The organism is Desulfonauticus submarinus (assembly GCF_900104045.1).
GTDB lineage: Bacteria > Desulfobacterota > Desulfovibrionia > Desulfovibrionales > Desulfonatronovibrionaceae > Desulfonauticus > Desulfonauticus submarinus.
Genome location: NZ_FNIN01000012.1, coordinates 25,889 through 52,517, shown reverse-complemented (window position 1 = coordinate 52,517; position 26,629 = coordinate 25,889). Strand labels below are relative to the sequence as shown.

The 26,629-nt window shown below is 31.8% G+C and carries 26 protein-coding genes and 3 tRNA genes; 18 read left to right on the top strand and 11 right to left on the bottom strand.

Annotated elements, in window-relative coordinates; all coding sequences use genetic code 11:
* Nucleotides 1-106: 106 nt before the first annotated feature.
* From BLP60_RS08910 to BLP60_RS08880, 7 genes are all read left to right on the top strand, one after another.
* A tRNA-Gly gene (locus tag BLP60_RS08910) sits at nt 107-181 on the top strand.
* A 5-nt stretch (nt 182-186) separates the two neighbouring features.
* Nucleotides 187-261 (top strand) — tRNA-Cys (locus BLP60_RS08905).
* 40 nt (nt 262-301) lie between these two features.
* Nucleotides 302-376, top strand: a tRNA-Gly gene (locus tag BLP60_RS08900).
* Nucleotides 377-448: 72 nt separating this feature from the next.
* Nucleotides 449-1,168, top strand: coding sequence for a class I SAM-dependent methyltransferase (locus BLP60_RS08895; RefSeq protein ID WP_092066142.1), 720 nt, complete (start codon nt 449-451; stop codon nt 1,166-1,168).
* Nucleotides 1,161-2,879, top strand: coding sequence for a YcaO-like family protein (locus BLP60_RS08890; protein ID WP_092066140.1), 1,719 nt, complete (start codon nt 1,161-1,163; stop codon nt 2,877-2,879). Before BLP60_RS08895 ends, BLP60_RS08890 begins: the two co-directional genes overlap by 8 nt.
* 176 nt (nt 2,880-3,055) lie before the next feature.
* Nucleotides 3,056-3,373 carry a TusE/DsrC/DsvC family sulfur relay protein gene (locus BLP60_RS08885; RefSeq protein WP_092066138.1) on the top strand — a complete coding sequence of 106 codons (318 nt, stop codon included), beginning with the start codon at nt 3,056-3,058 and terminating at the stop codon, nt 3,371-3,373.
* A gap of 92 nt (nt 3,374-3,465) precedes the next feature.
* Nucleotides 3,466-3,825, top strand: coding sequence for a molybdenum cofactor biosynthesis protein MoaE (locus BLP60_RS08880; protein ID WP_092066136.1), 360 nt, complete (start codon nt 3,466-3,468; stop codon nt 3,823-3,825).
* 23 nt (nt 3,826-3,848) lie between these two features.
* Here BLP60_RS08880 and BLP60_RS08875 read toward each other — a convergent pair whose 3' ends face one another.
* The gene (locus BLP60_RS08875) at nt 3,849-4,655 is read right to left on the bottom strand and encodes a glycosyltransferase family 2 protein (protein ID WP_092066134.1); all 807 of its coding nucleotides are present in this window, start codon (nt 4,653-4,655) and stop codon (nt 3,849-3,851) included.
* Between BLP60_RS08875 and BLP60_RS08870 the strand changes: the two genes are divergently transcribed.
* Both BLP60_RS08870 and BLP60_RS08865 read left to right on the top strand, forming a co-directional pair.
* On the top strand, nt 4,654-5,751 hold the full coding sequence (locus BLP60_RS08870; RefSeq protein ID WP_092066132.1) for a glycosyltransferase: 1,098 nt from the start codon (nt 4,654-4,656) through the stop codon (nt 5,749-5,751). The genes BLP60_RS08875 and BLP60_RS08870 overlap by 2 nt on opposite strands.
* A complete protein-coding gene (locus BLP60_RS08865; RefSeq protein WP_092066130.1) occupies nt 5,735-6,115 on the top strand; it encodes a cupin domain-containing protein in 381 nt (126 codons plus the stop codon). Before BLP60_RS08870 ends, BLP60_RS08865 begins: the two co-directional genes overlap by 17 nt.
* Nucleotides 6,116-6,138: 23 nt before the next feature.
* Here the strand turns inward: BLP60_RS08865 and BLP60_RS08860 are convergent, their stop codons facing one another.
* Together BLP60_RS08860 and BLP60_RS08855 are read right to left on the bottom strand one after the other, a co-directional pair.
* Complete coding sequence (locus BLP60_RS08860; protein ID WP_092066128.1) at nt 6,139-6,450, bottom strand: J domain-containing protein; 312 nt, start codon at nt 6,448-6,450, stop codon at nt 6,139-6,141.
* Entirely contained in the window at nt 6,450-8,150 is a 1,701-nt protein-coding gene (locus BLP60_RS08855; protein ID WP_092066126.1) for a bifunctional metallophosphatase/5'-nucleotidase, read from the bottom strand. The genes BLP60_RS08860 and BLP60_RS08855 overlap by 1 nt, the downstream gene beginning before the upstream one ends.
* A 234-nt stretch (nt 8,151-8,384) precedes the next feature.
* Between BLP60_RS08855 and BLP60_RS08850 the strand changes: the two genes are divergently transcribed.
* The 9 genes from BLP60_RS08850 (at nt 8,385) to uvrB (ending at nt 17,404) form a co-directional block, all read left to right on the top strand.
* The gene (locus BLP60_RS08850) at nt 8,385-9,401 is read left to right on the top strand and encodes a FecCD family ABC transporter permease (RefSeq protein ID WP_092066124.1); all 1,017 of its coding nucleotides are present in this window, start codon (nt 8,385-8,387) and stop codon (nt 9,399-9,401) included.
* Complete coding sequence (locus BLP60_RS08845; RefSeq protein WP_092066122.1) at nt 9,392-10,147, top strand: ABC transporter ATP-binding protein; 756 nt, start codon at nt 9,392-9,394, stop codon at nt 10,145-10,147. Before BLP60_RS08850 ends, BLP60_RS08845 begins: the two co-directional genes overlap by 10 nt.
* The gene (locus BLP60_RS08840) at nt 10,144-11,232 is read left to right on the top strand and encodes an iron ABC transporter substrate-binding protein (protein WP_092066120.1); all 1,089 of its coding nucleotides are present in this window, start codon (nt 10,144-10,146) and stop codon (nt 11,230-11,232) included. Before BLP60_RS08845 ends, BLP60_RS08840 begins: the two co-directional genes overlap by 4 nt.
* A 14-nt stretch (nt 11,233-11,246) precedes the next feature.
* Nucleotides 11,247-11,768, top strand: a complete 522-nt coding sequence (gene tsaA, locus BLP60_RS08835) for a tRNA (N6-threonylcarbamoyladenosine(37)-N6)-methyltransferase TrmO (protein WP_092066118.1) — start codon at nt 11,247-11,249, stop codon at nt 11,766-11,768.
* Between the two features lie 139 nt (nt 11,769-11,907).
* A complete protein-coding gene (gene modA, locus BLP60_RS08830) occupies nt 11,908-12,672 on the top strand; it encodes a molybdate ABC transporter substrate-binding protein (protein WP_092066116.1) in 765 nt (254 codons plus the stop codon).
* Nucleotides 12,660-13,442 (top strand): ABC transporter permease, encoded by a 783-nt coding sequence (locus BLP60_RS08825; protein WP_092066114.1) that lies wholly within the window; start codon nt 12,660-12,662, stop codon nt 13,440-13,442. Before modA ends, BLP60_RS08825 begins: the two co-directional genes overlap by 13 nt.
* Nucleotides 13,439-14,503 carry an ABC transporter ATP-binding protein gene (locus tag BLP60_RS08820; RefSeq protein ID WP_092066112.1) on the top strand — a complete coding sequence of 355 codons (1,065 nt, stop codon included), beginning with the start codon at nt 13,439-13,441 and terminating at the stop codon, nt 14,501-14,503. Before BLP60_RS08825 ends, BLP60_RS08820 begins: the two co-directional genes overlap by 4 nt.
* Nucleotides 14,504-14,536: 33 nt before the next feature.
* Nucleotides 14,537-15,385, top strand: coding sequence for a ModD protein (gene modD, locus BLP60_RS08815; protein ID WP_092066110.1), 849 nt, complete (start codon nt 14,537-14,539; stop codon nt 15,383-15,385).
* A 21-nt stretch (nt 15,386-15,406) separates the two neighbouring features.
* Nucleotides 15,407-17,404, top strand: coding sequence for an excinuclease ABC subunit UvrB (uvrB, locus tag BLP60_RS08810; RefSeq protein ID WP_092066108.1), 1,998 nt, complete (start codon nt 15,407-15,409; stop codon nt 17,402-17,404).
* A gap of 81 nt (nt 17,405-17,485) precedes the next feature.
* On the opposite strand, the gene BLP60_RS08805 is transcribed toward uvrB, so the two are convergent.
* From BLP60_RS08805 to ahbD, 8 genes are all read right to left on the bottom strand, one after another.
* Entirely contained in the window at nt 17,486-18,472 is a 987-nt protein-coding gene (locus tag BLP60_RS08805) for a protein-tyrosine phosphatase family protein (protein WP_159427721.1), read from the bottom strand.
* Between the two features lies 1 nt (nt 18,473).
* Nucleotides 18,474-20,843: a PEP/pyruvate-binding domain-containing protein gene (locus BLP60_RS08800; RefSeq protein WP_092066104.1), complete on the bottom strand. Its 2,370-nt coding sequence runs from the start codon at nt 20,841-20,843 to the stop codon at nt 18,474-18,476.
* The gene (locus BLP60_RS08795) at nt 20,844-21,203 is read right to left on the bottom strand and encodes a response regulator (protein WP_092066102.1); all 360 of its coding nucleotides are present in this window, start codon (nt 21,201-21,203) and stop codon (nt 20,844-20,846) included.
* A 61-nt stretch (nt 21,204-21,264) separates the two neighbouring features.
* Nucleotides 21,265-23,331, bottom strand: coding sequence for an ATP-binding protein (locus BLP60_RS08790; protein ID WP_092066100.1), 2,067 nt, complete (start codon nt 23,329-23,331; stop codon nt 21,265-21,267).
* Nucleotides 23,324-24,244, bottom strand: a complete 921-nt coding sequence (locus BLP60_RS08785) for a phosphate/phosphite/phosphonate ABC transporter substrate-binding protein (protein WP_092066098.1) — start codon at nt 24,242-24,244, stop codon at nt 23,324-23,326. The genes BLP60_RS08790 and BLP60_RS08785 overlap by 8 nt, the downstream gene beginning before the upstream one ends.
* Before the next feature lie 15 nt (nt 24,245-24,259).
* Nucleotides 24,260-24,934 (bottom strand): ribulose-phosphate 3-epimerase, encoded by a 675-nt coding sequence (gene rpe, locus BLP60_RS08780; RefSeq protein ID WP_234970984.1) that lies wholly within the window; start codon nt 24,932-24,934, stop codon nt 24,260-24,262.
* Complete coding sequence (ahbA, locus tag BLP60_RS08775) at nt 24,931-25,389, bottom strand: siroheme decarboxylase subunit alpha (RefSeq protein WP_092066096.1); 459 nt, start codon at nt 25,387-25,389, stop codon at nt 24,931-24,933. Before ahbA ends, rpe begins: the two co-directional genes overlap by 4 nt.
* 26 nt (nt 25,390-25,415) lie before the next feature.
* Nucleotides 25,416-26,471 (bottom strand): heme b synthase, encoded by a 1,056-nt coding sequence (ahbD, locus tag BLP60_RS08770; protein ID WP_092066094.1) that lies wholly within the window; start codon nt 26,469-26,471, stop codon nt 25,416-25,418.
* Nucleotides 26,472-26,629 lie beyond the last annotated feature (158 nt).

The following is a 26,629-nucleotide window of genomic DNA, read 5'->3' as shown; positions in this document are numbered from 1 at the left end:
GTGAAAAACTATGCCATTTAAGAGAAAAACTAATTAAAAACTACCGAAACAAAACCTTGACAGTTAAACATAGCTTGGATTAAAGAAGTACGTCTCAAGTATGTGAGCGGGAGTAACTCAGTGGTAGAGTGCAACCTTGCCAAGGTTGAAGTCGCGGGTTCAAATCCCGTCTCCCGCTCCAAACAAGGCGGCATAGCCAAGCGGTAAGGCAGCGGTCTGCAAAACCGCCATTCTCCGGTTCAAATCCGGATGCCGCCTCCACTTAAAATCTTTTTCCTAGTTCTCTCAAAAATCAATATCCGCGGGAGTAACTCAGTGGTAGAGTGCAACCTTGCCAAGGTTGAAGTCGCGGGTTCAAATCCCGTCTCCCGCTCCAATATTAAAACTTGCCTCTCTAAAAATTTTACTCTAAAAGTCTAAGCCCATTAATTAGAAGCAAGGAAAAAAGATGATACAAAATATACAAAAATATTCTCTAAATGAATTAATACAAATCGCAGAAAAAAAATATCCTCTTACCTTTGAACCTATTAAGATAGGAGGCATTAGCCTCTCTATTCTCCAAATCAAAGATTTGGAATCTTATATTGATAAACTTGCCCAAACCCAAGAACAAATAGAACTCCCCTTCTGGGCTAAAATTTGGCCTGCTTCAGTACTTCTGACGCATTTTCTTTTAAAATATATCCCGACTAATTCTAACAAAACTGTTTTAGAAATTGGAGCAGGATTAGGGCTATGTGGCCTTTTTCTTGCCAAAAAAGGATTTAAAGTCATTTTATCTGATATTGAACCTGATGCACTTTTATTTATGCAAATAAATATTTTAAAAAATAAATTAAACAAAAATGCAGAAGTAAAAAAAATAAATTTTATTGAGTCTCAAAACATTGAGCCAGTAGATTATATCATCGGTTCTGAAGTATTATATTTAGAACATAGTTATAGGCCTTTAGTAAAATTTTTAAGTAAAAATTTAAAGGCTAAAAAAGAAAATGAAGTTATCTTATCCCAGAGTTATACCCGTAAATCTAACCATTTTTTTGATTTAGCAAAAAAAGAATTTCACATCCAACAAAAAACTATTGGCTATAAAAGCCAAGACGATACAGATAATGAAAAATTTCTATGTAATATTTTTAGATTGAAGTTAAAAAAATATGTTTAAACTTAAAGCATGTCCTAAAAAATATACAAAAGATCTAGATAAAGCATTCTCTCCTGAACACACAGTAAAAAAGGTAGAAAGTGCGTTAAAAAAATTCGGACAAGAGATTCTTTTTGAATTAAAAAGAATCGACATAGGCAGATTAGGTATCCCCGTTTATATGAGTATCTGTGGACCTAAGGCTAAAAAGATTATGCCTTCTCGCAAGCAAATGGGGAAAGGTTCTTCTCCAGAACAAGCAAAAGCTTCTGCTTTAATGGAATTGGTAGAACGTTTTAGTTTTTTTAATTTTGTCCAAGAAAAAGAGAACTTTTTTCATTTAACATACTCTGAAGCTAAAAACAAATTTGGAGAAAAAGTAATACCCATAAAAGAACTACTTAAATCTGTACAAGACAATCTATCTCCTAGCAAAGCAATTGAGATTTTAGACTTAATAAAATGGGATTTTACCTTAGCCTTAAAAATAACTACAGAAGAAGAGACTTACTTACCCTTTAACTGGTTCAAACTTTTAAATGAATATAATGGCTCATCAGCAGGAAATACATTTGAAGAGTCTATACTCCAAGGCGCTTGTGAACTTATAGAACGACATGTCTGTGCCCTAATTGAAGGACAAAAACAAATATGTCCCACTATTGATCCCACAACCTTTACAGATCAAACTCTCGTGGACCTTTGGAATAAGTTCACACGTCAAGGTATAAAAGTATGGCTTAAAGATTTCTCTTATGGTTTTCCTGTACCCACAATAGCAGCTTTAGCGTATGATCCAAGTACATTTCCTTATAAAAGTGAAATAGTCTTCACAGCAGGGACAGCTACTTCACCAGCCAAAGCAGCTATTAGAGCCCTTACAGAAGTAGCTCAGCTTGGTGGAGATTTTTCTACTAATAGTACCTATGAGCCCTCAGGATTAGCAAAATATACTTCGTTAAAAGAAGTAGATTGGGTCATGCAAGGAGAATTTATTTCTCTTAACTGCCTTCCCAATTTAGAAGCAGATGATATTTACAACGAACTAAAATCATTGGCTTCTGCTTTAAAACAGATGGATTATACTCTATATGCCATCTCTACTATGCATCCTAACTTAAATATTCCTACTAACTACAACATAATACCAGGATTCGCCTTTAGAGAAAGGACTTCTCAAGCTAGTTTAGGCCTTTTTGTAGGAAGATTAATAGCAGAAAATGAACCACCTGAAGCTGCTTGGGAAAAGCTAAATATTCTGGAAAAATATTATCCTAATGCCCATTTTATACCTTTTTTTAAAGGATTGACCTTATTAAAACTATCTGAAATTGAACAAGCAAGTAAATTTTTTCAAAAAGCAAGCAAAATCCAACCTCAGCCAGAAGAACAAGCGTTAAGTTTATTTTATTGGGCTTATAGTCTAAGCTTAGAAGAAAAATGGAGCGAAATCCCTCCTATTTTAACTCAAGCTATTTCACTAGTGCCTGATGTAAAGGAATACCATAATTTAATAGGAGTAGCTTATTTTAAACAAAAGGATTATTCTAAGGCTCTAACATATTTTGAACAAGCTCTCTCTCTTGATAGTGGCTCTGCCATAGACTTGGCTAATATTGGAATATGTTATAAACATTTAGGAGATCAAGAAAGCGCTAAATTTTTTCTTAAAAAAGCCTTGGAATTAGAACCACATCTTGACTTTGCCCAAAAAGAACTAAATACAATGTAATATAAAAAGATCGAGTCTTCACCTTACTTTAAATAATAAGTAAATGACCTGTTTTTTAAAAAAACATTGACAAAAAATAATGTCTTATTTTAGGAAATCTTAGCTATGCATTAATAGAGAATGTGACTCTGGTGGTTCAGGGTCAACAAAAAATAATCTTTTAAGGAGGTTAGAAAATGGCTGTTGTTGAATTCAAAGGCAAAAAATTTGAAGTTGATGAAGACGGTTTCTTACAAAGGTTTGAGGACTGGTGTGAAGAGTGGGTTGAATATGTAAAAGAACAAGAAGGCATCAAGGAAATTACTGACGATCATAGAAAAGTTATCGAATTCTTACAAGACTACTACAAAAAGAATGGTATCGCTCCTATGGTTAGAATTCTTTCCAAGGTTACTGGCTTCAAGTTGAAACAAATCTATGAATTGTTCCCATCTGGACCTGGTAAGGGAGCATGTAAGATGGCTGGTTTGCCAAAACCAACTGGCTGTGTATAGTTTATTGCTGCGTGCTAAAAATAAAGGCGGGATTATCCCGCCTTTTTATTTTACTATTTAACCTATTTATCCCACCTAATAAGAAACAAAAGATGGATATTAGCCAAGAAATAAAAAAATTAAAAAAATTACCAGGCTTTGCAGAACAAGTAGGAATGATACTTATTCACAATGGGACTGTAAGGGCTTGGTCAAGAAAAAGAGAAGGCCTAGTAAAAAAATTAAAGGTAAAACCTAACTATCATCTTATAGAAAAATTAGTCCAACAATATGAACAAAAACCTGGTATCTTTAAAATTATAGTGAACGCTAAGGAAGGAGAATTTTTGCCTGGAGATGATCTTCTCTTTATTATCGTAGCAGGAGATATTAGAGAACATGTAAAACCTGTACTAAGTGAGCTACTTGATGAAATTAAGTCTAAAGCTATGGATAAAACAGAAGTAATTTAAAGCTAAAATTTCTGTTTCCTTTTCTATTTAATATTTAATAATTTTATAATGCGCTCAGCTTCTTCTAATTTGCCTCGCTTTAAACAGCCTTGAATATAAAATTTGGCTTTTGTTTGTAACATCTTCTCCACTAAAGCCACATCTTTAACAATACGTTTTTTGAGCTTTATCAAAGCATAAATACGATACAAATCCAAACCTAAAATACTTCTTGAGAGTTGATCAAAATGTCCTCCTCTTTTAACCACCAATTCTTCTGGCACAATACCTACAGGATAGTGCAAAAGAAGTCTTAACCAAAGCTCATAATCTTCACAGGCAACAAAATTTTCATCAAACAAGCCTATTTCATCAAACACCTGTTTATATAACAAAACACAAGATGGCCCAATCAAACACATTTCCAGAGCCTTTTCCCAAAACCAACCAGCAGGCATAAAATGCTTTCTTTTCTTATTAACGAGTTTACCTTTTCTAATCCATTTTTCTAAACACTGAACAACGCAAAAATTAGTTTGTTGGAGAAAATTTACCTGTTTTTCCAATTTAGTAGGCAGCCAATAGTCATCTGAATCTAAAAAAGAAATAATATCTCCTTTAGCTAAACTAAGTCCAAAATTCCTTGCAGCTGCAACACCTTTATTTTCTTGATAAAAATATCTTAAACGTTTATCCTTAATTCTACTTACAACTGAAGAGGTATCATCTGTGGAACCATCATCAACTATTATAAGTTCTAAGTTAGTATATGTTTGTTCAAGGACCGACAATACAGCATCTTTTAAAAAAGAAGCTCTATTATAAGTAGGAATTATTACAGAAACTAACATGAGAATTATTCAAGTTATAAATGTTCGTTGGTTTAATGCCACTGCATGGTATGGACTCTTTTTAGGTCAACTATTTGCCCAACGTGGGCATAAAGTTCTTATCCTCTGTTTACCCAAAACGCAAACCTTAAACAAAGTTAAACAAACAGGTCTGAGTTATAAGACTTTAGAACTCAATACCAATAATCCTTTAAAAATTGTTCACACCTATTTACAACTTCAGCAAATAATAAAAGAGTTTAAACCAGATATTATCAATTGTCATCGAGGAGAAGCCTTTATTTTATTTGGACTCTTAGCAAAAAAATTTAAATATAAACTTATCAGAACAAGAGGGGATCAACGTTTACCCAAAAATAATATTTTTAATCTCTGGCTTCATAGAAAAGTAGCTAAAGCCGTTATTGCAACAAATTCTAGAATGTTCAATCATTTTACCCATGCACTTAGGGTTCCAAAAGAAAAACTTTTTTTAGTAATAGGTGGGGTAGACACACAAAAATTCTATGCTTCCCCAAAAGAACGCCAACAAACTAGAGCTGACCTCAAATTTAACTCAAATCACTTCGTGGTTGGGCTTTTAGGTCGATTTGATAAAGTAAAAGGCCAAAAACAATTAATTCAGGCTATCTCTATTCTATATAATCAAAAAAAAATCAATCATATCCGACTATTACTTATAGGATTTAGTTCAGCATTATCGGAAAACACCATTAAAAATTGGCTCCATCAATATAAAATTGCAGAGATTACTACTATTACAGGCAAAATATCTAATCCTAGGGCATTTATAAATGCTCTAGATTTAGGAATTGTAGCTTCTTTATATTCTGAAACAATTATAAGAGCAGGATTAGAAATAATGGCTTGTAAAATTCCTCTTATTGGCACAAAAGTAGGAGTTTTGCCAGATATATTACCCCAAAACGCCCTTGTCTCTCCTAACAATCCTAAAGAACTTGCCAAAAAAATCGAAAAATGTCTTGACCCCAACTTTAAAATAAATATCCTAAAGTCTGAACAGGAAACTATTTCTAAACTTACAGAGCAAACATTTTACCAAAAAACCCTTAGGATATATGAGCAAGCTAAGTAAGCCTATTATAACTAAATATTTAGAATTAAAAGAATATATTACCAAAGATAATTCCATTATCAAAGAGCTTATGCATCCTAAAGTTCATGGAAATAGCAACCAAAGTCTTGCTGAAGCAATTATTCCTCCTTATAAAACAACTTTTTTACATATCCATAAGACATCAGAAGAAATTTATCATGTCTTAGAAGGACAAGGAAAAATGACGTTAGGAGAAAATATTTTTCACATTACTAAAGGAGATACGATCTTAATACCCCCTAATACACCTCATCAAGTAACTAATACAGAAGATACTGATCTAAAAATTTTGTGTTGTTGTGCGCCTCCATATAGTCATGAAGACACAGAAATTTTGGAGTAACTTTTGTCTTAATCAAAAATTAGTTAAAATCTATTCTTCTTTCCCCACACAGGGTCATGCCCAAAACGCTCAAACCACCATTCTTCTGGAGAAAGAACATCTTTTAATGCCTTTTCACTAAAATCAATTTTATACTCTTCAAAATATTTTAAAATAATAGAATAAGCTATTGTTATTTTTTGAGTCATCTCCTTACATTTCTGCTGATTTTCTTTACACCTATCAGGATGCCACCTTTTTAATAACATATAATATTTTTGTTTAATCTCTTTTAAAGATACCTTATCTGGCAAATCTAAAATTTTCTTAGCCTCTAATATATCTTCTTTGCTCATTAAAAATTACTTCCTCTTAAAAATTCTAAAAAAACATCTGCACACAAAAAACCCAAATCTTCTTTAACAGCACCTTTAAACTCTTTATAAAAATCTCCACCGCTAGCTAAATATGAATTTGTAACTACTCTATACACTTTATCTTCTTTTAAAGATTCCCAAGCACCATTTTCAAACACCTCTATACCCATCAGTTCTTTATTATTAGACCAAATCAATCTAGCCCCAGCAAGATAAGGAAAAGAGCCTGTATTTTTCTTTTCTAACAAAGAGCGCCTCACAGCATTTTCTAGGGCTATTTTTAATTTTTTACCTGTAATCTGTAATACGCATAAGGTATTGCCAAATGGCAGCACCTCATAAATATCTGCCAATGAAACCTTTCCTTTTTTAAGACTTTTACGAACAGCTCCTGCATTTTCCAAAGCCAAATCAGCTCCACCATTTTGTCTAGCCTTAAGTAAAAAGGCTTTTGCAACTAAAGGGGCTAATAGAGAACCCTGTTTCAACTTTTGTCCCTCTACTGTGTCACCAGGCAAACGCACATGCCACAAATTTTGAGTAATAGTAGCAACAACTTTTTGTCTTTGCTTTTCAACTATTTTTGAATACTTGTTAATAATAGCCTTAATTTTTTGATCCTCTGGCATAACAATAACATTGGATTTTGCTAATTTCTGAATCAACATTTTATAGTCAGTACCTTTTACAAGAACTTTTTCCCCACTTTTAGTTTTAAACTTTATTTCAGAACTAATTAACATTATACATTTGGAATTTTTCCAACTAGCTGGCAACAATACTCCCTTAGAATCAAATACCAAGTCTAAGTCACCAACCACTTTACCCCACTCCCAACTGGTTGCTATCAAAACAGGTTTTTTATCATTATAGATAAGTACAGGATAAGGAGGAAGATCGTGTTTGCCCAAAATATCCCACTGACCTAGTAGAGTATGTGAATGCCCACCTACTATAACATCTATATCTTCTACTTTTTTAGCAAGTTCAAGGTCTCTTTTAAATCCAAGATGAGTTAAAAAGATAATTTTATTAATACCGCTAGATTTTAAATAACTAACTACATTTCGAGCTATTTTTAATGTATTTTCAAATTTTACATCAGGGCCAGGGGAAGAGATAACTTTTGTAGAGGGTGTTGTAAGTCCAACAATAGCAACTTTTTCTTTTTTAAATTTTTTTATTATAAAAGGATAAAATATATTCTTAAATAAATTAGATTTTACATTTGCACTTAAAATAGGAAATTTAGCTTTAAATAAAATGTTATGTAATAAAAATTTTGGGCCTTTATCAAATTCATGATTACCTAACACAGCAGCATCTAAGGATAACGAATTTAAAACATCTATATCTGCTTTTCCATGACACAAAGTAAAATATATAGTACCTTGTACCATATCTCCAGCATGCAAGAAGAATACATTCTTTCTTTCTTTTCTTATTTTTTCTACATAAGAATATATTCTTGCATATCCTCCACTTTTAACATAATATTTTTTACCATCTAATTTTATTTTTAAAGAAATAGGATCAAGATGAGAATGAGTGTCATTTACATGAATAACCGTTAAAGGAAAATAAGACTTACTTTGGGTTTGAACGGGTTTTTGGGCACAGCCGATTATAAAACAAATCCAAATTGCGAAAAATATTCTCCAACTTAAATTTATTTTCATCTATCTCCTCCTAGACTTAATAGCTTAAAAATTTAGGAAAAATAATTATCTTAATTAATACAAAAATCAACCCATTTCTCTTAAAAATACAAATAAAACATAATCCTCAAATCACCCAACAAAATAACAAGCGCGCCCCGTTTACTATAAATATTATTTTGTAATACTTAGAACCGATTGACATAATATTAATTAAAAGATAACACAAAGCCAAAATTTATTTTTGAGGATAAAATGTCAGAATGTACATTTTCGTATAATAAGCAATTCAATCGTAAAAAAAATCTTTTATTCCGCTGGATATTATTCTTATTTATCTGCATAATAACCTTTACGCTTTTAGGAACATACAAACTAACGATTCCAGAAATAATTAATATTTTTTTAGGACAAGAAAACTCTTTAAAAAGAACTATCCTTTTAAACATTCGTCTACCTAGAATATTTTCTGCTGTAATCGGAGGATGTGGTTTATCTTTGGCAGGTATCTTGATTCAAGGCATATTAAAAAATCCTCTTGCTTCTCCTTCTACTCTAGGGATTACGCATGGAGCCGCTTTTGGAGCATCTTTAAGTGTAATTATATTTGGAAATAAATTTCTTTCCACCTCTACCTTTGCCTTTTTAGGTGCAATAAGTGGCTCTATTGTTATTTTATATCTCTCTAGATTAAAAAGACTAAGTTCTGAATCAATCATTTTAGCTGGAGTTGCTATTTCTTCTCTTTTTAGTGCTGCTACTATTTTAATCCAATATCTTGCAGATGAAACTCAATTAGCCAGTGTAGTATTTTGGACTTTTGGAGATGTTGCCCGCGCAAATTGGACAGAAATTATGATCATGGGGATATTAGTGATATTTTCAGCTATCTACTCTTTTGCCAAAAGTTGGGAGTTAAATGCTTTAGACTGTGGAGAAGAAACAGCCTATACATTGGGAATCAACATTCAACGAATTAAAATTACTCTAATTTTAATCTCTTCCTTATTAGCAGCTATTATTACCTCTTTTTTGGGAATTATTGCTTTTGTTGGATTAATTAGCCCCCACTTAGCCAGAAAACTTACAGGTAACAACTTTTTATTACTTTTACCCTGCTCTTGTGTAATTGGGGCAGTTTTACTTTTAGGAGCTGACAATATTGCCAGAAACATTTTTCATTTAGGTAATTTGCCAGTGGGAATAACTACATCTTTTCTTGGTGCTCCAATGTTTTTATATTTATTGATGAGGTCTTCAAGATGGTTTTAACTGTAAAAAATCTCAATTTTTGTTATCAAAAAGACTCTGTCTTAAAAAACATCTCTTTTTATATAAAAACAGGTGAAATTTTATGTCTTTTAGGTGTAAATGGAGCAGGGAAATCAACTCTTTTAAAATGCATTGCCAAAATTCTATCAAAATATACAGGTGCTATATTCTTAGCTAATAAAAATATAAAACAAGTGCCCACCAATAAGTTGGCCAAACACTTAGCTTATGTGCCCCAAATTCCTCCCACTTCTTCTTTAACTGTTTATGAAACTATTTTATTAGGTAGAAAACCACATTTTTCTTGGAAAGCAACTACCAAAGATTTAAATTTAGTTGACAATATTATTCAAGAACTTTCCCTCCAACCTTTAGCTCTAAAACCTTTATCCCACTTGAGTGGAGGAGAAATTCAAAAAGTTATCATAGCAAGGGCATTAGTACAAGAGCCTAAAATCATTCTTTTTGACGAACCAACCAGTAGTTTGGATTTAAAAAATCAATTAGAAATCATGTCTCTTATAAAAAAAGCCACAAAAACAAAAAAGATATCTACTATTATCAGTATCCATGACATTAATTTAGCTCTTAAATTTGGGGATAGATTTATTTTTATAAATAAAAACAATATTCCATTTATTGCAAATTCAAAAAATGACATAACTCCTGAGATTATTAAAGAAATATATGGAGTAAATGTAATTATAAATTATATAAATAAAAATCCAGTGGTGGTGCCATTATGAAAAAAATATTTTTAGGATTATTATGTGTATTTTTTATTATTTCTAATGCAAAAGCCCAAATTTTTACTGATCTCTTGGGCAGAAAAGTAAATGTGCCAGAAAAAATAAACAAAATTATTTGCCTTGGGCCAGGATGTTTGCGCTTAATAGTCTATTTACAAGCTCAACACCTTGTAGTTGGCGTAGAAAAAATAGAAAAACGCAAAAAAAAGTGTACGCCATATTTAATTGCAAACCCTTTCCTCTCCAAATTGCCTGCCATAGGCCCTGGAGGGCCTGCAGGCATAAATAAAAAACCTTATTTAGAAAAAATTTTAACCTTAAAGCCTCAAGTAATATTCGCTACCGCGTTTCAAAAAAATACAGCAGACGAAATCCAAAACATCTTAAATATTCCTGTAGTAGTATTAGATTATGGCAGTCTAACTCTTAAAAAATTTGAAAAAATATATGCATCTTTAAATTTAGTAGGGAAAATATTAAATAAAACAAAGAGAGCAGCGGAAATACAAGACTTTATCCAAAAAACAAAAAAAGATTTAGAACAAAGAACTAAACAGATATCCTTACAAAATATTGCTCAAACTTATATAGGTTGTATAGGTTATAGAGGGCCTCACGGTATAGAAAGTACAGATAGAGAATATTTGCCCTTTAGCTGGGTTAAAGTAAATAATGTTGCCCAACAATTAACACCAACAATAGGTACACATATTTTTTTAGATAAGGAAATGTTGCTAGCACTAAACCCTGAGATTATTTTCTTAGACGGCGGAGGTTTTAAAATTTTTCAACACGATTTAAGGAAAAAATATCCTTTTTACAAAAGTCTAAAAGCATTTATAAATAAACATGTTTACCTTTTATTCCCCTATAACTACTACTCTACTAACATAGATACAGCTTTAGTAGATTGTTATGCTATAGGTAAAATACTTTACCCAAATAAATTCAAAGATATCAATATAGAACAAAAGGCAAATTCAATTTATCGTTTTTTTGTGGGTAATGAAGTCTATGAAGAATTAAAGAAAATATATGGTCCATTAGGCAAACAAATAAATATCTTTAGTATAAATAAATAAATAGGGCAATTAAAATGCAAGAATTTGAGATAAAATTTAATCCCATCGGCTTTGTAAAAAGTTCACTTAAAAAACCTCTAGAATTACCTCCTAAAGATAACCCAAAAGATTTCCAAAAATGGAAACTTAAAGCCAAAAAATACAGAGAAAAAATAAAAAATAGTTGTTGTCAGATAGTTATTTATCCTCAATATCAAGAAATGTTAGAAGGAATTCATGAGTTTTCGCATATTATTATTACCTACTGGCCGCACCTGATTCAAAATAAAAAATGTCCTTGTAAAATAAGACCAATGGGAATCCCCCATATAGAACCAAAAGGCATATTTGCTACATGTTCTCCTATACGACCAAACTCAATTTTAATCTCAACTGTAAAATTACTAAATATAGAGAATAATATTTTAACTGTTTTAGGATTCGAGGCCTTACATAAAAGCCCTGTTTTAGATATCAAACCATATATGCCCTATTATCATCATGCATCAAATTTTAATATTCCTAACTGGGTAAAATATATAGAACAAGAATTATAACAAATAGTTTCTTTTTCCTACCTTATTCTAACATACTCTAAGAGAAGATTTATTCTTTTAACTTATGTCAATATTGACAGAAATATTTTTTTATGCTTTTAATCTTTGTCTTCTTTAAAAAAGTTAGGAGGTCTTAACTATGAATCTTGTAAAATGGTTAATATTGGCAGCAGTATTTTGTTTTTCTGTTTCTAGCAGCGCAGCTCAAAATCTTTTAATATATGCTGGAGCAGGTTTAATTAAACCAATGGAAGAGCTTAAACAAAATTTTGAACAAAAATATAAAGTTAGAGTAAACATTCACTACGGAAGTTCTGGAGAATTGTTTGGAATGATTGCCACAGGCAAATACTGCGACATATTTATACCTGGAGCTTATAAGTACACCCAAGATGCTCTCAAAAATGGATGGATTATTCAAAAAAGTATTAAAAATCTAGTGTTGCATATTCCAGTAATTGTGGTTCCTAAGGGGAACCCAGCTCATATCAACACACTCTCAGACTTGGCCAAACCAGGAATTAAGGTTGCTTTAGGCGATCCAAAATCTCCTGCCATAGGCAAAGTTAGTAAAAAACTATTGACTAATCTGGGGATATACAAAGAAGTTTTAAAAAACACTAAAGTCCTGGCACCCACAGTAAATCAACTTTTAATTTATGTTGCCTTAAAACAAGTAGATGCTGCAATTATTTGGCAAGACTTAACAGCTTGGGCAGAAAACAAAAACAAAATACAAATAATTCCAATTTCACCTCAAAATAACATCATCAAAACAATTCCCACGGCAATTACCATTGCATGCAAACAAAAAAAACTAGCCGCTTTGTTTAACGAATATATTTCTTCTCCTGAAGGTCTTAAAATATGGGAAAAATGGGGATTTAAGCCATGTTCAAAATAAACTGGTTTAAAGCTAGTTTCCTGCTTATTTCCTTTTTTATTACAATACTTTTAATAGGGGCGATTTTATCTCTTTTTATGGTTCCAAACTTTAAAGAAATTTGGACCAATTTATTGACTTCTGAAATGATATTTTCTCTAAAACTATCCTTAACTACCAGCCTTATTTCCTCTCTCTTGGTAATGTTTTTTGCCTTGCCCATAGGATATACCCTTTCTCGTTTTGAATTTTGGGGGAAAACATTAGTGAAAACAATCTGTGATCTACCAGTAGCTTTTCCAGAGTTAGTATTAGGTCTATGTTTGCTTTTACTTTTCGGGAACACTGGTTTTGGAAGCATGCTCCAAAAACTCGGACTAAACTTTGTCTTTACCAAGCAAGGTATTGTAGCTGCCCAATTTTTTACTGCTTTACCTTATGCAATTCGAATAATGAAATCTACTTTTGACTTTATCAATCCCCGTTTAGAATTTGTCTCTCGCAGCTTAGGATACACTCAATATGAAACTTTTATAAATGTTAGTCTACCCTTGGCTAAAAGTGGAATTATTGCATCTTCTGTGATTTCTTTTGCTCGTTGTATTGGTACTTTTGGAACTGTTTTAATTTTAGCTGGTGGATCTTATATGCAAACTGAAGTTTTACCAATAACTCTGTATTTAAATATCTCGTATGGAAACATGGGTATGGCAATCACAAGTGGAATTGTATTGGTAATCATATCTTTTCTTGCTATTTTTATTTTTGAAAAAGCAGAGGTAAGTCTATGAATTTTTTACAGATCAAAAATTTACATATAACTTTAGGAAATTTTTTTCTAAAAAATATTAATCTTTCTATAGAAAAAGGAGATTATCTTACTATCATAGGACCCACTGGATCTGGGAAAACAATTCTTCTAGAATGCATCATTGGTTTTTATAAGCCCAAACAAGGACAAATTTTATTAGAAGGAAAAAACATTGTTGACCTTGCTCCTTGTAAAAGAAATATTGGCATAGTTTACCAAGACTATGCCTTATTACCTAATTTTACAGTATTTGATAACATTGCCTATGGATTGCGAAAAAAAGAAAAAAGTAAATTAAAAATTAAAGCAAAAGTATTGAGTATTGCTCAAAAGTTACAAATAGATGATCTTTTATCTCGATTTCCTGAAACCTTATCTGGCGGGGAACAACAAAGAGTTGCCTTAGCAAGAGCCCTTATTGTAAATCCAAAATTATTATTAATGGATGAACCACTTTCAGCCTTAGATATAAACACTAAAAGAGAATTACGTATTTTATTAAAACAGACTACCAAAGAATTTAACACCACAATCATTCATGTAACTCACGATTTAGATGACGTATGGTCTTTAGCCAATAAAGTCGCTTTTTTCAAAAAAGGGGAATTACTCCAATTTGGGACAATAAAGGAAATTTTTTCTCAACCTAAAACAAAATTTATTGCTAAATTTATAGGCACAGATATTTTTGAAGCGCGAGTACAAAGAGTTTATTCTTCAGGAACTCTCTTAGAATGTAATGGTTGTATTCTCCATACAACAGACTTTCAACCATCCTCAAAAAAAGTTTTTCTTTGTATAAAGCCAGATGAGATAATGATCTTCCTAGAGCCACCCCAAAAATTGCCTAACATCTTTCCAGCTTATATAGAACATATTTTTAAAGAAACAAATCTGTTTACCTTACATTTAAAAAGCAATAATTTTTCTTGCCGAGCACTTATGACTTACAATATGTTAAAACAGCTAAACTTACGACCAGGGAAAAAAGTTTTTATTTACTTAAAACCAGAAAATTTAAAAATTATACCTCAAACCTAAAAATTCCTAAGACCTTACTTTAAGGAGGATAACATGATTTATTTTTCTGAATCTGACTTAGACCGATACATTGAAGAAGATATACCTTATGCAGACCTTACTACCTTTAGTTTAGGTTTATCTAACTCTCAACAAGCTAAAATATCTTATTCAACTAGAGAAACAACCACTATCTGCGGAACAGAAGAGGTAGAAAGGCTATGCCTAAAACTAGGATTACAAGTCATTAAGACAACTCCTTCAGGAACAACTTTAGAAAAAAATATCTGTTTTTTTCAGGCAAAAGGTGGGGTTGATGCCATTCATAAAATCTGGAGGTTAGGGAATATCTGGTTAGAATATAGCTCTGGAATTGCTACTAGAACAAAACAATTGGTCGATCTTGCACAAAATATCAATCCAAAAGCAAAAGTAGTTACTACTAGAAAAAATATGCCCTTTACAAAAAAATTATCTATAAAAGCAGTTCTGGCAGGAGGAGGATTACCTCATAGACTAGGACTTTCTGAAACAATTTTAGTATTTGATGAGCATTTAAAGTTCTTAGGAGGGATAGATGGTTTTATTAAAAGGTTATCAGAATTAAAACAAAATGCCCCAGAAAAAACAATCACAGTAGAAGTCCATAATCTAAAAGACGCTATAAAGTTGGCTAAAGCAGGAGTAGATATTTTACAATTAGACAAATTTTCTATTCAAGATACAAAAAAAGTAATTTCAGAAATTCAAAAAAATAATCCCCAGTGCAAAGTAGCCATTGCAGGCGGCATAAACCCATCAAATGTAGAAGGATATGCTAAAGCAGGTGTTGTCCTTATGGTAACCTCATGGCCTTATTTTGGAAAACCAGCAGATATAAAGTCTCTTATAGAACCAATTTAATATCCATGAATAGCACTACTTATGAGATTTAAACTGAAAACTAACTTAAAACCAAAAGGCGATCAACCTCAGGCCATTACCTCTTTAGTCCAAAATTTAAATCAAGGGATAAGAGAACAAGTACTCCTAGGAGTTACAGGCTCTGGCAAAACTTTCACTATGGCAAATGTTATTGCACAGGTAAATAAGCCTGCCCTTATAATAGCTCCAAACAAAACTCTGGCAGCCCAACTTTACTCTGAATTTAAGTCCCTTTTCCCTGAAAATGCTGTAGAACATTTTGTAAGCTATTATGATTATTACCAACCAGAAGCATATTTACCGCATCAAGACATTTACATTGAAAAAGATTCCTCAATAAATGAAGAAATAGATAAATTAAGACATGCAGCAACACATTCTCTATTGACGAGAAAAGATGTAATTATTGTTGCTTCTGTTTCTTGTATTTATGGATTAGGTTCACCTGAATACTATTCAAAATTAATTGTTCCAGTTGAACAAGGACAAAAGATAGATATAGAACATTTGATTAGTAGGTTAATAGAAGTTCAATATGAGAGAAACGAATATGACTTCAAGAGAGGAACATTTAGAATACGAGGAGATGTATTAGAGATAATTCCATCTTATATGGAAGATAAATCTATAAGAATAGAATTTTTTGGCGATGAAATAGATAATATATATGAAATAGATTCGCTTACCGGTGAAGTAATAAGACCTTTACCTAAAACTATTATCTTTCCTGCAAGCCATTATGTGTCTGACAGAGAAAATCTTAAAAGAGCCATGATAGATATAAGAGAAGAACTTAGGCAAAGGTTAGAAGTTCTAAACTCCCAAGGAAAACTTCTCGAAGCCAAAAGATTAGAAGAAAGGACTCTTTATGATCTAGAAATGATGGAAGAATTAGGATATTGTAAAGGTATAGAAAATTATTCAAGACATTTAGATGGTAGAAAACCAGGTGAACCTCCTGCCTGTTTATTAAATTACTTTCCCAAAGATTTTATCTTGTTTATTGACGAATCACATATCACTATTCCTCAAATTAGAGGCATGTACAATGGAGATAGATCCCGTAAACAAACCCTAGTAGAGTTTGGCTTTCGTCTTCCATCAGCATTAGACAATCGTCCCTTAAACTTTAAAGAATTCTTAAACTGCATTAACCAATGTATTTATGTTTCTGCCACTCCAGGAGATTGGGAGTTAGAACGTTCTACTCCCTATATCATAGAACAAATTATTCGCCCAACAGGTCTTTTAGACCCTGAAATTGAAGTACGACCAACTGCGAATCAAATTCCAGATTTAATTCAAGAATGTGTAAAAGCTACCCAAAAACAACAAAAAATACTTATTACAACTCTTACTAAAAGGTTAGCAGAAGATTTAAGTGAATTCTTAGATGAAAGAGGCTTGAGATGTAAGTATATGCACTCCGATATAGATACCCTAGAAAGGGTAAACTTAATTCAAGGGCTAAGAACAGATGAATTCGACATATTAATTGGTATAAACCTATTAAGAGAAGGATTAGATTTGCCAGAAGTAGCTTTAATAGCTATTTTAGATGCTGATAAAGAAGGTTTTTTAAGATCTTTTCGTTCTCTTATCCAAATTTTTGGAAGAGCGGCTAGAAACGTAAATGGAAAAGTTATTATGTATGCAGATAAAATCACTCCTGCTATGCAGCAAGCTATTTACGAAACAAACCGCAGACGTAAAAAACAACAGAAATTTAATCAAACCCATAATATCACACCAACTACTATAAAAAAACAAGCTAACCATGCCTTATATGATCTTTATTGCTCAGAAAAAGACATCTCTAAAGAAATAAAAGAAGAAACAACTTTATTTTATAGTAAAACCCCTCAAGAAATAGAAAAAGAAATAAAAAAATTAGAAAAACAAATGAACACATTTGCTAAAAACCTAGAATTTGAAAAAGCTGCCCAGATTAGAGATAAAATATTACGCTTAAAAGATTTTCTTTTAAAAATAAGTTAAACATCTTAATTTTACTAATTTTATTAACAATTTAAAAAATAAAATTTATCTTTTTTAGTTTGAATTGTTATTGTCTAAAAATTATTTTTTATGCACAATACAAGAAAAAAAGCTCTGAACATATTTTCCACTAATAGATTGTTCTATATCGAACTTGTGCTGAAAATTTTTAATTTGAAAATTAACTTTTAAAAAGCTCATATTGATTTTAAAAATTTTATTCTTAAAATAATTTAATCTTTCTATATCCTTTGTAGCAAAATCACTTAATCTGCAATCAAATGGTCGATAATTAAATAAAATGCAACTACTATTGTTATTCAGGGGGCAAAGCATGTTACTATTCAAATTATTTAAAATTTTATTTCTAATATTTAAATTAAGCGCAAGATTAAAGTTAAATTGTAAATAATATGCCTCAACCAAAAAAAGTTTTTTTCCTTTTCTGCAACATAATGAATGTTCTTTCCCACATTGTCTTTGATTAGGAGAATAAAAGGACTCAACCTGATTATAAATCTTTTGAAGTGCTTTAAAAAACGGAATATAATGCAAACCACATTCTAAAGAAATACATGGACTAAGTTCTTTTAAATGACCTTGTGTTTTTTGATATTTTAAAAGTAACTGCCATTGAGGATAACTTTCTGGTTTAGCTCTAAGAGATTTCAAAACAGATTCTACCTGCTTTAAACTCATACCACGCCTACAAAGATAAGCAGCTAAAATTGTTCCTGTCCTACCAATACCGTATTTGCAGTGAATATATACCTTTTTGCCTAAAAATATATTCTCCTCTAACCAGGTTAAAGCCTTTTCTAGTTCATCCCAAGAAGGGACATCTTCATCTTCTACAGGTAAAAAATAAACCTCAAATCCGGCCTTTCTCTCATTTTCTACGATCCACGGACATTCAGCACATAAATTTAAAATAGCTTGAATTCCATTATTTTTTAAAAAGTTAATTTGCCGTATAGTTGTAGGTGCAGGTCCTTCAGCTAAATTAGCAGTTACCCAATTTATACTCTTTTTGGGAGGAGAAAAAAATTTAGCAATACCATTAAACATATTAAAATCCATATTCTTTAAGCAAATTTAAAAAAGTATGAACATAATTTTTATAATTTGAAAAATTTAAATGCATATCTAGCATTCTAGTCAATCCAAAAAGAATACCTAGTAATTCTAAAATCATCTTAAGTTCATCTTTTGTTCTTGATCTTAAGGTTGCCTTTAAAAAATCTCCTTCTCGTTTTATCTGAAAGTGCATCTTTCTAAAAACAAAAGAAATTAATTTTAACCTTAAATTTTTCCCAATCTCTAGTCCTCCTCCTCCTTTAAAACTAACTTGAACATAATTTTGTTCTGTTATATCTGATACAAGCGCATCTATTAATGTAAAATGATAACCAAAACGCAACATAAAGTGCATATAATCTTTATCTAAAAGACAAAAACTATTTAGTTCAATAGCATTCTTAGGATTAAATATACCTGCACTCAAGTCATCAAACTTATCCCAATCAAAATTAGGTGGCGTATTTCCCCAAGAAACAGCAGAATTTAAAAAACCTTTAAATAAATACTGAAATGGAGTGCTTTTTATATCCTCTAGATTAATATATTTTTTGTCTTTTTTAAATTTTTCCCAAGCGCTACCTAAATTAAAAATAAAAATAGAAAGAGGTAGACTTGTTTTTAACTGTTTCACTACTCTTTTCCTATTACTTGGTTGTAAATAAAACATCTCTTTAATAGCCATTTCATGACAATAACGCACTAAATCATGTAAAGATCTACAATTTTCTGGGACAAAGTTTTCATCTGTAGTAACAAGATTTAATTTAGATAAATGAGTCAATATTTTATTTAATGTTTCAGCACTTTTACATTCAAATGGAGTAGATTTTATACTTTCATTTATTTTAATTTTGCCTAAAAATACTTTGCCTGTTTGACCATCTATTGATACAACTTGGCCATTTAAAGGTAGCTCATCTAATGTAATGCCTGTAAGTACAGGCTTTGCTATTTCCCGTGCGATATGACTAAAATGAGAAGCAAGGCTTCCTTCTTTTGCAATTATCCCTGAAACTTTATCTAAAATAAGAGTGAGCTCAGGATATAAATATTTTGTCCAAACAATACTTTTAGCTGGAACCTTCTCTATGTCTTTTAAACTATTTAAAACAAAAATAGAGCCACAACCAAATCCAAAAGATACTCCACTTCCCTCAGTCAAAACAGGAAGATCTATCTCTTTTGAAGAATGTTCAAAAAACATAAAAGGACGAACCTGCAACAAATACACTCTAGAATCTTGAATTGCCCACTCTATATCTAATGGGTGTTGTAAGATATTTTCTAAGGCTAGCCCCCATTTGAAGAGGGTTTTAATCCCTTTATCTAACAGTTCTATTTTTTTGTTATATTTTTTTTCTAATATAATTTTATCTCCTTTTTGTTCTCCTCCTACAAGATTTTCTCCTATCCCAGAAACATAAAAAATACCTAAATTTGCTCTATTCTCTGGCAAAGAGGTGTACATTACTCCACTTTTCTCTGGACTTAACATGGGCATAACCAAAACAGCCATTGGAGTCATTGTGTCTGGTAGGTGGGATTTGAGACGATAAGTTATCGCTGAAGGAGCATATTTACTAGCTAATACTTGTTTATATGCCTCTTCCCACTTATTTTTCTCTACATTTAAACACGACTTGTATTGCCCTGCAAAAGAAAAACAACTGTCTTCAAGATGCGCACTAGAGCGAAAGGCAAATTTACTGAACTTTAGATTTTTAAGAGCATGTTCTACTTCCTGTTTAAGTTTATCAGGAACAGGGCTATTTAAAATTTTTTCTTGAATCTCAGAGCTTATTTTTTTTATCTTAGAAAAATCATTATTATCTAAAGATGATAGCTGCAATCTAATAAAACTGATCAAATCATTTTCCTTTAAAAAAAAGGAAAATGCTTGGGTAGTAATTACAAACCCAGGGAGAATATTTATCTTTATATCTAATTCTAATATTTTAGACAAAGAAGATGCTTTGCCTCCGCATAAAAAAGAATTTTTAGCCTGGTAAAGAGGCAAAACAAAAGGAAGTTCTGGAGAAGGGAATGCAAACTTTAAATTTAAATCAAGATAAAAACAAACCTTTTTAAAATATTCTCTTAAAATTATATATTGAGGATTTATTTGAATTAAACATTCTATAGTCTGTTTTACATACTTTTTTACTTCATCTATCTTCAAGGATAAAAAGTAAAAATCACATGGGATTTTTTTTAAGATAATCTCCTCTATTTGCGCAATGCTTTCTAAAGAACGGCGATCCCAAAGCAAAAGTTCTCTAAAATGTTTGTATTTTAAAGACGCTGTTAAGGGAAAAACTTTAGCCTTTAAAAGAAAATAGAATTTTTTTAACCAATCCATTTACTCAGCCAAAACCTTGGCTACTTTTTCTTCTAATTCAGATTTATCTATTGGTTTTACTAAATACTCGTTTGCTCCCAGCTGCAGTGCTTGCTGAGCTGTTTCCAAAGTAGGATAACCAGTGAGCATAATGACTTTAATTTTAGGATAAATATTTTTTAAAGCCTTTAACACCTCTATACCACTAGATTTTTTTAATTTTATATCTAAAATTGCTAAATCTACAGGATTATCTTTTATCCAATTCAAAGCTTCTTCTTCTAAAGTAAAAGTTATTACTTCATAATTTTTACGTCCTAAAATTCTTTTTAATAAAATTGTCTGATCCTCCACATCATCTAAAACTAAAATCTTGGCCATTTTTACCCCCTCATAGGACCTAATATAAAAAACAACGTGTGTTAAAATTAAAAAATAAACTCTAACCCTGACAGGGTTCTAAGTCGTCTGGCAACTTTTCCTCTTTTAAAGGCAACTCTATAATAAAAATAGTTGCCCATTCTTTATCATCTGCTTTATCTTCTTTGGGCAAATATTCTACAGGAGGAGGAGAATAAGCAAAAATCCTTCCTCCATGATCTCTTATAATACCAAAAGTTACAGAAAGACCCAAGCCAGTACCTTTTCCAACTTCTTTGGTGGTAAAAAAAGGATCAAAAATTTTATCTAAATTTTCTTGAGGAATGCCAGAGCCAGTATCTAGGAAATGAACCACAATCCTTCTTCTATGGGCACAGAGCTTTGTTCTAATAAAAATATATCCATTTTCTCCTATTGCATCTAAGGCATTATTTAACAAATTTAGCCAAACTTGTTTTAATTTTTCTCCATCTCCTTTAATAGGAGGTAAGCTAGAATCAAAATTAGTTAAAATAGTTACATGACTTAAGGAAAAAGTATGTTCAATTAAAGAAACAACCTCTTTTAAAGAAGCATTTAAGTCGACATTTTTGGCTTCTGTTGGACCTTGCCTTGAAAAACGAAGTAAATCCGCAACAATTTTTCGACAAACTTTTGTTTGTTTTTCAATAGTTTTTAGATCCTCTCTCCATTGAGGATTGTCCACATCTTCTAACAAAAGTTGAGTATAACCTAGGATAATACTAAGGGGCGTATTTATCTCATGGGCAACACCACCAGCTAATCGACCTAAATGTTCCATTTTTTGAGAAGCCAAAAGTTGTTCCTGATACTTTTTCAACATAGTAATATCTCTGGCAGTAAGTAAAAGGCCCACCATCTTATCACCTTCAAACACAGGAACCTTTAATACATGAAACCATCGTTCCTGTTTCCCTTTTCTTACCTGAATCTCTTTAGAAAGAGGTTTTTTCGTAAGAAAAATCTGTTTATCCTCGTGATAATTATGATCTGCTTGTTCAGGAGAAAAAATATCAAAATCTGTTTTCCCTAAGACATCTCTTTCTGTTGTTTTAAAATAATCACAAAACGCTTTGTTGGCCATCTGATACTTTAAATCTATGTCTTGGAAGGTAATAAAATCAGGAGTAGTATTAACTATGGTTCTAAGTAAATTTTCCTGTCGTTTTAACTCTTTTTGTTGATTTCTAATCTCAGAGATATAATTTTTTAAACTTAACGCCATTACATCAAAAACTTCGGCTAGATCTTGAACTTCATCTCCAGAAAGTTGTTGATATACTTTACATTTCACACAAGAACTCAATTTAGAAGGATAACCTTCTTGGCTACAATTTTCACACAAAGTTCCAACCAAATGCCAACAACGTCTCCTAGTATCTTTATAGGCAGGACAATTTTTTTGCTTACAGTGCATAATATCCCAACAATTTCTTGCAAATAAAGGACCCGCCTGTACATCTAAATTACCTTTAATAATCTCATCTGCAGATAATTTTAAAGTCTCTAAACGCCGAGTAATATTTTGAGAAAACCAATGAGCCAAAAATATACCTAAAAAAATTATCCCTAAAGTAGTAAAAAAAGCTGTTCTTCTTTGAGAAGCTAAAATTTGAGCAATACCATGTCTATTTAAGCCAAGATGAATATACCCAATATCTTCACCCTTTAAAGTAATTTTTATTCCAAAATCATCTACTAATCCCAAATTTGTTTTAATGGTTATAATACTTATCTCATTGGTAAGAGCTGCATTTATTTGCAATAACTTTAAAGGGAATCCATTATCAAAAGAATGAATTAAAATATTCTTGTGTTCATCTAAAATATAGGCATAGGTAAATTCTGGATATTTTTTAAGTTCTGTAATTACCTTTTGTAATTGAAGATAGTTTCTGGCAAGTAAGGGTTCTATCGTTCTATAAGCAAAACTTTTTACCAGAGTCTTTCCTCTACTATAATGTTCCCATAAAATAGATTTCTCTGAAATTTGGGTAACAAAATAACCAACACTAAGACCACAAAACAACAATAGTAAACTAAGACCATAGGTTATTTTGGTTCGAAACGGTAATCTTGAAAAATAAATATTTTTTAATTTATTCATCTAAGTTAATATTTAATTTCTTACATAAATTACGAATAGGATCATAGTCTTTATCTGTAGCTAAAATCACTTTTTTAAAGCCTGCTGCTTCTAAAATTTTTCTATAGTCTGGCTTTGCAATATCTAATCTTAACAAAGCCTGCTGAATTTTCTCCTTAACGTTTTTACTAAGCCCACTTCTAACTGCAAACACCCAACCAGGATACCATTGAGTATTGGCAAGAACACGGATCTGAGAAACATCTATCTCTTTTTTAACTACATCTAAAGTTCCCTCTCTAATAGAGCCAAAATCATATTTTCCTAAATAAACTGCCATAACAACTTGCTCTTGTTTGCCTCCAGACCCTCTTGCAAAGCTAACCTCAGAAAAATCAGAAAGTTTTAATCCATGATTCAAGAGATAACCTAACACAAAAAGATAACCACCTGCTGACGAAGGATCCACAGCAATCCAAGACTTTCCTTTTAAATCAGAAACAGAATTAATTGCCTTATTATCCTTTCGACAAATGATTTGGCCTCGAAAATATGGAGTTCCTGTATTTTCAACTACTCTTGCAATAGCTTGAGCTTTATAACGCTTAGCAATCTTTACGTAAACAAAAGGATTTGAATAAGAGATATCTAGCTTTCCGTTTCCCACCATTTTAATATGATCTGCAAAAGAATCAGGGAAAACCTGTCTAATTGGCAACCCTGTAACAGCGCTAAGATATTTTACCAAAAGATGATGTCGTTCAAAAGAGACTGTATGCGAATATTGAGGCAAATAAGCATAAGTCAAAGCAGGTTTGGAGGGAGAAATAGCAATATCTTGACGATCATTTAAATCTACATAAGGATAATCTTTATCCTCACACGCCCCTAGAAAAAAAGAAAAAACAATAAACAACAATAAAATCTTTTTCATTTTTGATCACACAATTTAACTGTCTTTATCCTTAAGAGCCTTTAAAAAAGTTTCATATCTTTGCCCATACGGAGGGAAATTAAAAAATGCAGAGCCAGATACAAAAATATTTGCCCCTAAACTTGCCAACTCTCCTATATTTTGAGGACTCACTCCACCATCTATCTGAATATCTACAGAAAGTTGTTTCTCTTCCAGCAATTGTCTTAGCTCTTTGATTTTTTCTTTAGTAAAAGGAATAAACTTCTGTCCTCCAAAACCAGGATTTACACTCATAAGCAAAACCATATCTAAATCTGGCAAAAGATATTTTATTTTACAAAGGGGTGTCGCAGGATTTAAGGCTACCCCTACTTTGACTCCCAAATCTTTTACCTTTTGCACTGCTCTCTCTAAATGCAAACTTGCTTCTGCATGAAAACAAATTAAGTCTGCCCCCGCATCTGTAAACACCTCAAAAAACCTTTCTGGCTTATCTATCATTAAATGCACATCAAAAAACAATTTGCTCTTCTTTCGCAACTGCCTAATTACTGGAGGACCAAAAGTAATATTTGGGACAAAAATACCATCCATTACATCCCAATGCACCCATTTTAAACCAGCTTCTTCTAAAGCAAAAAGTTCTTCTTCTAATCTTCCAAAATTCGCAGATAATAAAGATGGTGACAAAATAATTCTTTTTTTCACTTATTCCTCCTCTGCATAGGAAAATCCACTTTTATCTTAAACATTTTAATTGCAGGCAAACTATAAACTGCTATGCCTGTTTTTTCTTTAATCTCAAGCAAATTCTTATTTACCTCTTCTTCTGAAGGTCCAATAAATGTAAACCACACATTAAAATCATGTTTTCTTAAATAATTATGTGTAACTCCAGGATATGAATTTACCACTTGCACAAATTCTTCTAATTTTTCTTTAGGCACTTTAGCTGCACAAAGAGTAGAAAACCACCCTAACTTTCTAGATTGGAAATTTGCTCCAATTCTTCTAATAACTCCTTTTTCTTTTAACTTTATCACTCTGTTAAACACTTCTTTTTCTTCTAATCCCAATTTTTCTCCAATTACTGCATAGGGCCTAGACACTAAAGGAAAATCCGTTTGAATAATATCTAAAATAGCTTTATCTATTTTATCCATAACACCTCTCTTTAAAAAGAATATAGTTACGCTTTTATTTTTTTAGGGTCATAAGTGCAAAGAGGTTCCTCTGCTAAATAATCTCCTTTCATAGTATAGGCTCTGGCTCTGCACCCCCCACATACTCTATGAAATTCACAATATCCACATTTTCCCTTATACGCTTTGGGATTTCTTAAATTTAAAAAAATAGGAGAACTTTCCCAAATCTTTGAAAATGGCATTTCACGTATCTGCCCACAGTCAAGCTCCAAATATCCACAAGGCTGAACCTGCCCAGAATGAGAAACAAAACAAAAGCCAATACCACCAAGGCATCCTCTTGTCATTGCATCTAACCCAAAAGTAGATTTATCTACTTTAAGTCCTTCCTGTTTCGCTCGTTGTCTCATAATTCTATAGTAATGGGGCGCACAAGTGGCCTTTAAGTGCATAGAAGTTGTTTTTCTAAAATCATAAAACCAATTTAATACTTCTTCATATTCCTGAGCAGAAATAATCTCATCTCTAATCTCTGAGCCTCTACCTGTGGGCACTAACATAAAAATATGCCAAGCAACAGCTCCTAATTTTTCTACTAAAGAAAAAATATCCTTAAAACTATGCAGGTTTTGTTTAGTAACAGTAGTGTTAATTTGAAAAGGAATTCCAGCCTGTTTTAAATATTCAATCCCTCGTAAGGCTCCTTCAAATGCACCTGGTTGCCCCCTAAACTCATCATGACTTTTAGCGTCCACACCATCTATAGAAATACTACATCTCTGAATCCCAACTCTCTTCATCTCCCTAGCATTTTCTAAGGTAACTAAAGTGCCATTAGGAGCCATAACAGAGCGCAACTCCAAAGAAGACGCATACGAAACTAACTCAAAAATATCCTTGCGTAATAAAGGCTCTCCGCCTGTAAAAATAATGACAGGATCACCACATTTTTTAAATTCGTCAATTAAGCTCAAAGCCTCTTTAGTATCTAACTCTCCCTCAAAAGGTTCTAGCCTTGCTTCTGCCCTGCAATGCTTACAAGCCAAGTTGCAGGCACGCGTAACCTCCCAAGCAACTAGCCTAAGATTAAATTTATTCATTTAAAACTCCATTTGATTTTATTTAAATTTTGTTGTTGCCAGCTTCCCTAAAGTAAGTCAAATCTAATCTTTCGTCCATTTGACTTAAACTTTAATCCAATGTTAAAAGCTCTTCTTCTATATCTTCAAAAGCTTCGTTTAAAATACTCAACATCTCT

Excerpts from the sequence above, each read along its gene's own strand:
- BLP60_RS08885 (WP_092066138.1), top strand. The coding sequence starts at position 3,056 with ATGGCTGTTGTTGAATTCAAAGGCAAAAAATTTGAAGTTGATGAAGAC.
- BLP60_RS08875 (WP_092066134.1), bottom strand. The coding sequence starts at position 4,655 with ATGTTAGTTTCTGTAATAATTCCTACTTATAATAGAGCTTCTTTTTTA.
- uvrB (WP_092066108.1), top strand. The coding sequence starts at position 15,407 with ATGAGATTTAAACTGAAAACTAACTTAAAACCAAAAGGCGATCAACCT.
- BLP60_RS08805 (WP_159427721.1), bottom strand. The coding sequence starts at position 18,472 with ATGTTTAATGGTATTGCTAAATTTTTTTCTCCTCCCAAAAAGAGTATA.
- BLP60_RS08820 (WP_092066112.1), top strand. The coding sequence starts at position 13,439 with ATGAATTTTTTACAGATCAAAAATTTACATATAACTTTAGGAAATTTT.
- BLP60_RS08795 (WP_092066102.1), bottom strand. The coding sequence starts at position 21,203 with ATGGCCAAGATTTTAGTTTTAGATGATGTGGAGGATCAGACAATTTTA.
- BLP60_RS08845 (WP_092066122.1), top strand. The coding sequence starts at position 9,392 with ATGGTTTTAACTGTAAAAAATCTCAATTTTTGTTATCAAAAAGACTCT.
- BLP60_RS08785 (WP_092066098.1), bottom strand. The coding sequence starts at position 24,244 with ATGAAAAAGATTTTATTGTTGTTTATTGTTTTTTCTTTTTTTCTAGGG.
- BLP60_RS08800 (WP_092066104.1), bottom strand. The coding sequence starts at position 20,843 with ATGGATTGGTTAAAAAAATTCTATTTTCTTTTAAAGGCTAAAGTTTTT.
- BLP60_RS08870 (WP_092066132.1), top strand. The coding sequence starts at position 4,654 with ATGAGAATTATTCAAGTTATAAATGTTCGTTGGTTTAATGCCACTGCA.
- BLP60_RS08825 (WP_092066114.1), top strand. The coding sequence starts at position 12,660 with ATGTTCAAAATAAACTGGTTTAAAGCTAGTTTCCTGCTTATTTCCTTT.
- BLP60_RS08860 (WP_092066128.1), bottom strand. The coding sequence starts at position 6,450 with ATGAGCAAAGAAGATATATTAGAGGCTAAGAAAATTTTAGATTTGCCA.
- BLP60_RS08790 (WP_092066100.1), bottom strand. The coding sequence starts at position 23,331 with ATGAATAAATTAAAAAATATTTATTTTTCAAGATTACCGTTTCGAACC.
- BLP60_RS08840 (WP_092066120.1), top strand. The coding sequence starts at position 10,144 with ATGAAAAAAATATTTTTAGGATTATTATGTGTATTTTTTATTATTTCT.
- modA (WP_092066116.1), top strand. The coding sequence starts at position 11,908 with ATGAATCTTGTAAAATGGTTAATATTGGCAGCAGTATTTTGTTTTTCT.
- ahbD (WP_092066094.1), bottom strand. The coding sequence starts at position 26,471 with ATGAATAAATTTAATCTTAGGCTAGTTGCTTGGGAGGTTACGCGTGCC.
- tsaA (WP_092066118.1), top strand. The coding sequence starts at position 11,247 with ATGCAAGAATTTGAGATAAAATTTAATCCCATCGGCTTTGTAAAAAGT.
- ahbA (WP_092066096.1), bottom strand. The coding sequence starts at position 25,389 with ATGGATAAAATAGATAAAGCTATTTTAGATATTATTCAAACGGATTTT.
- BLP60_RS08850 (WP_092066124.1), top strand. The coding sequence starts at position 8,385 with ATGTCAGAATGTACATTTTCGTATAATAAGCAATTCAATCGTAAAAAA.
- BLP60_RS08865 (WP_092066130.1), top strand. The coding sequence starts at position 5,735 with ATGAGCAAGCTAAGTAAGCCTATTATAACTAAATATTTAGAATTAAAA.
- modD (WP_092066110.1), top strand. The coding sequence starts at position 14,537 with ATGATTTATTTTTCTGAATCTGACTTAGACCGATACATTGAAGAAGAT.
- BLP60_RS08890 (WP_092066140.1), top strand. The coding sequence starts at position 1,161 with ATGTTTAAACTTAAAGCATGTCCTAAAAAATATACAAAAGATCTAGAT.
- BLP60_RS08855 (WP_092066126.1), bottom strand. The coding sequence starts at position 8,150 with ATGAAAATAAATTTAAGTTGGAGAATATTTTTCGCAATTTGGATTTGT.
- BLP60_RS08895 (WP_092066142.1), top strand. The coding sequence starts at position 449 with ATGATACAAAATATACAAAAATATTCTCTAAATGAATTAATACAAATC.
- BLP60_RS08880 (WP_092066136.1), top strand. The coding sequence starts at position 3,466 with ATGGATATTAGCCAAGAAATAAAAAAATTAAAAAAATTACCAGGCTTT.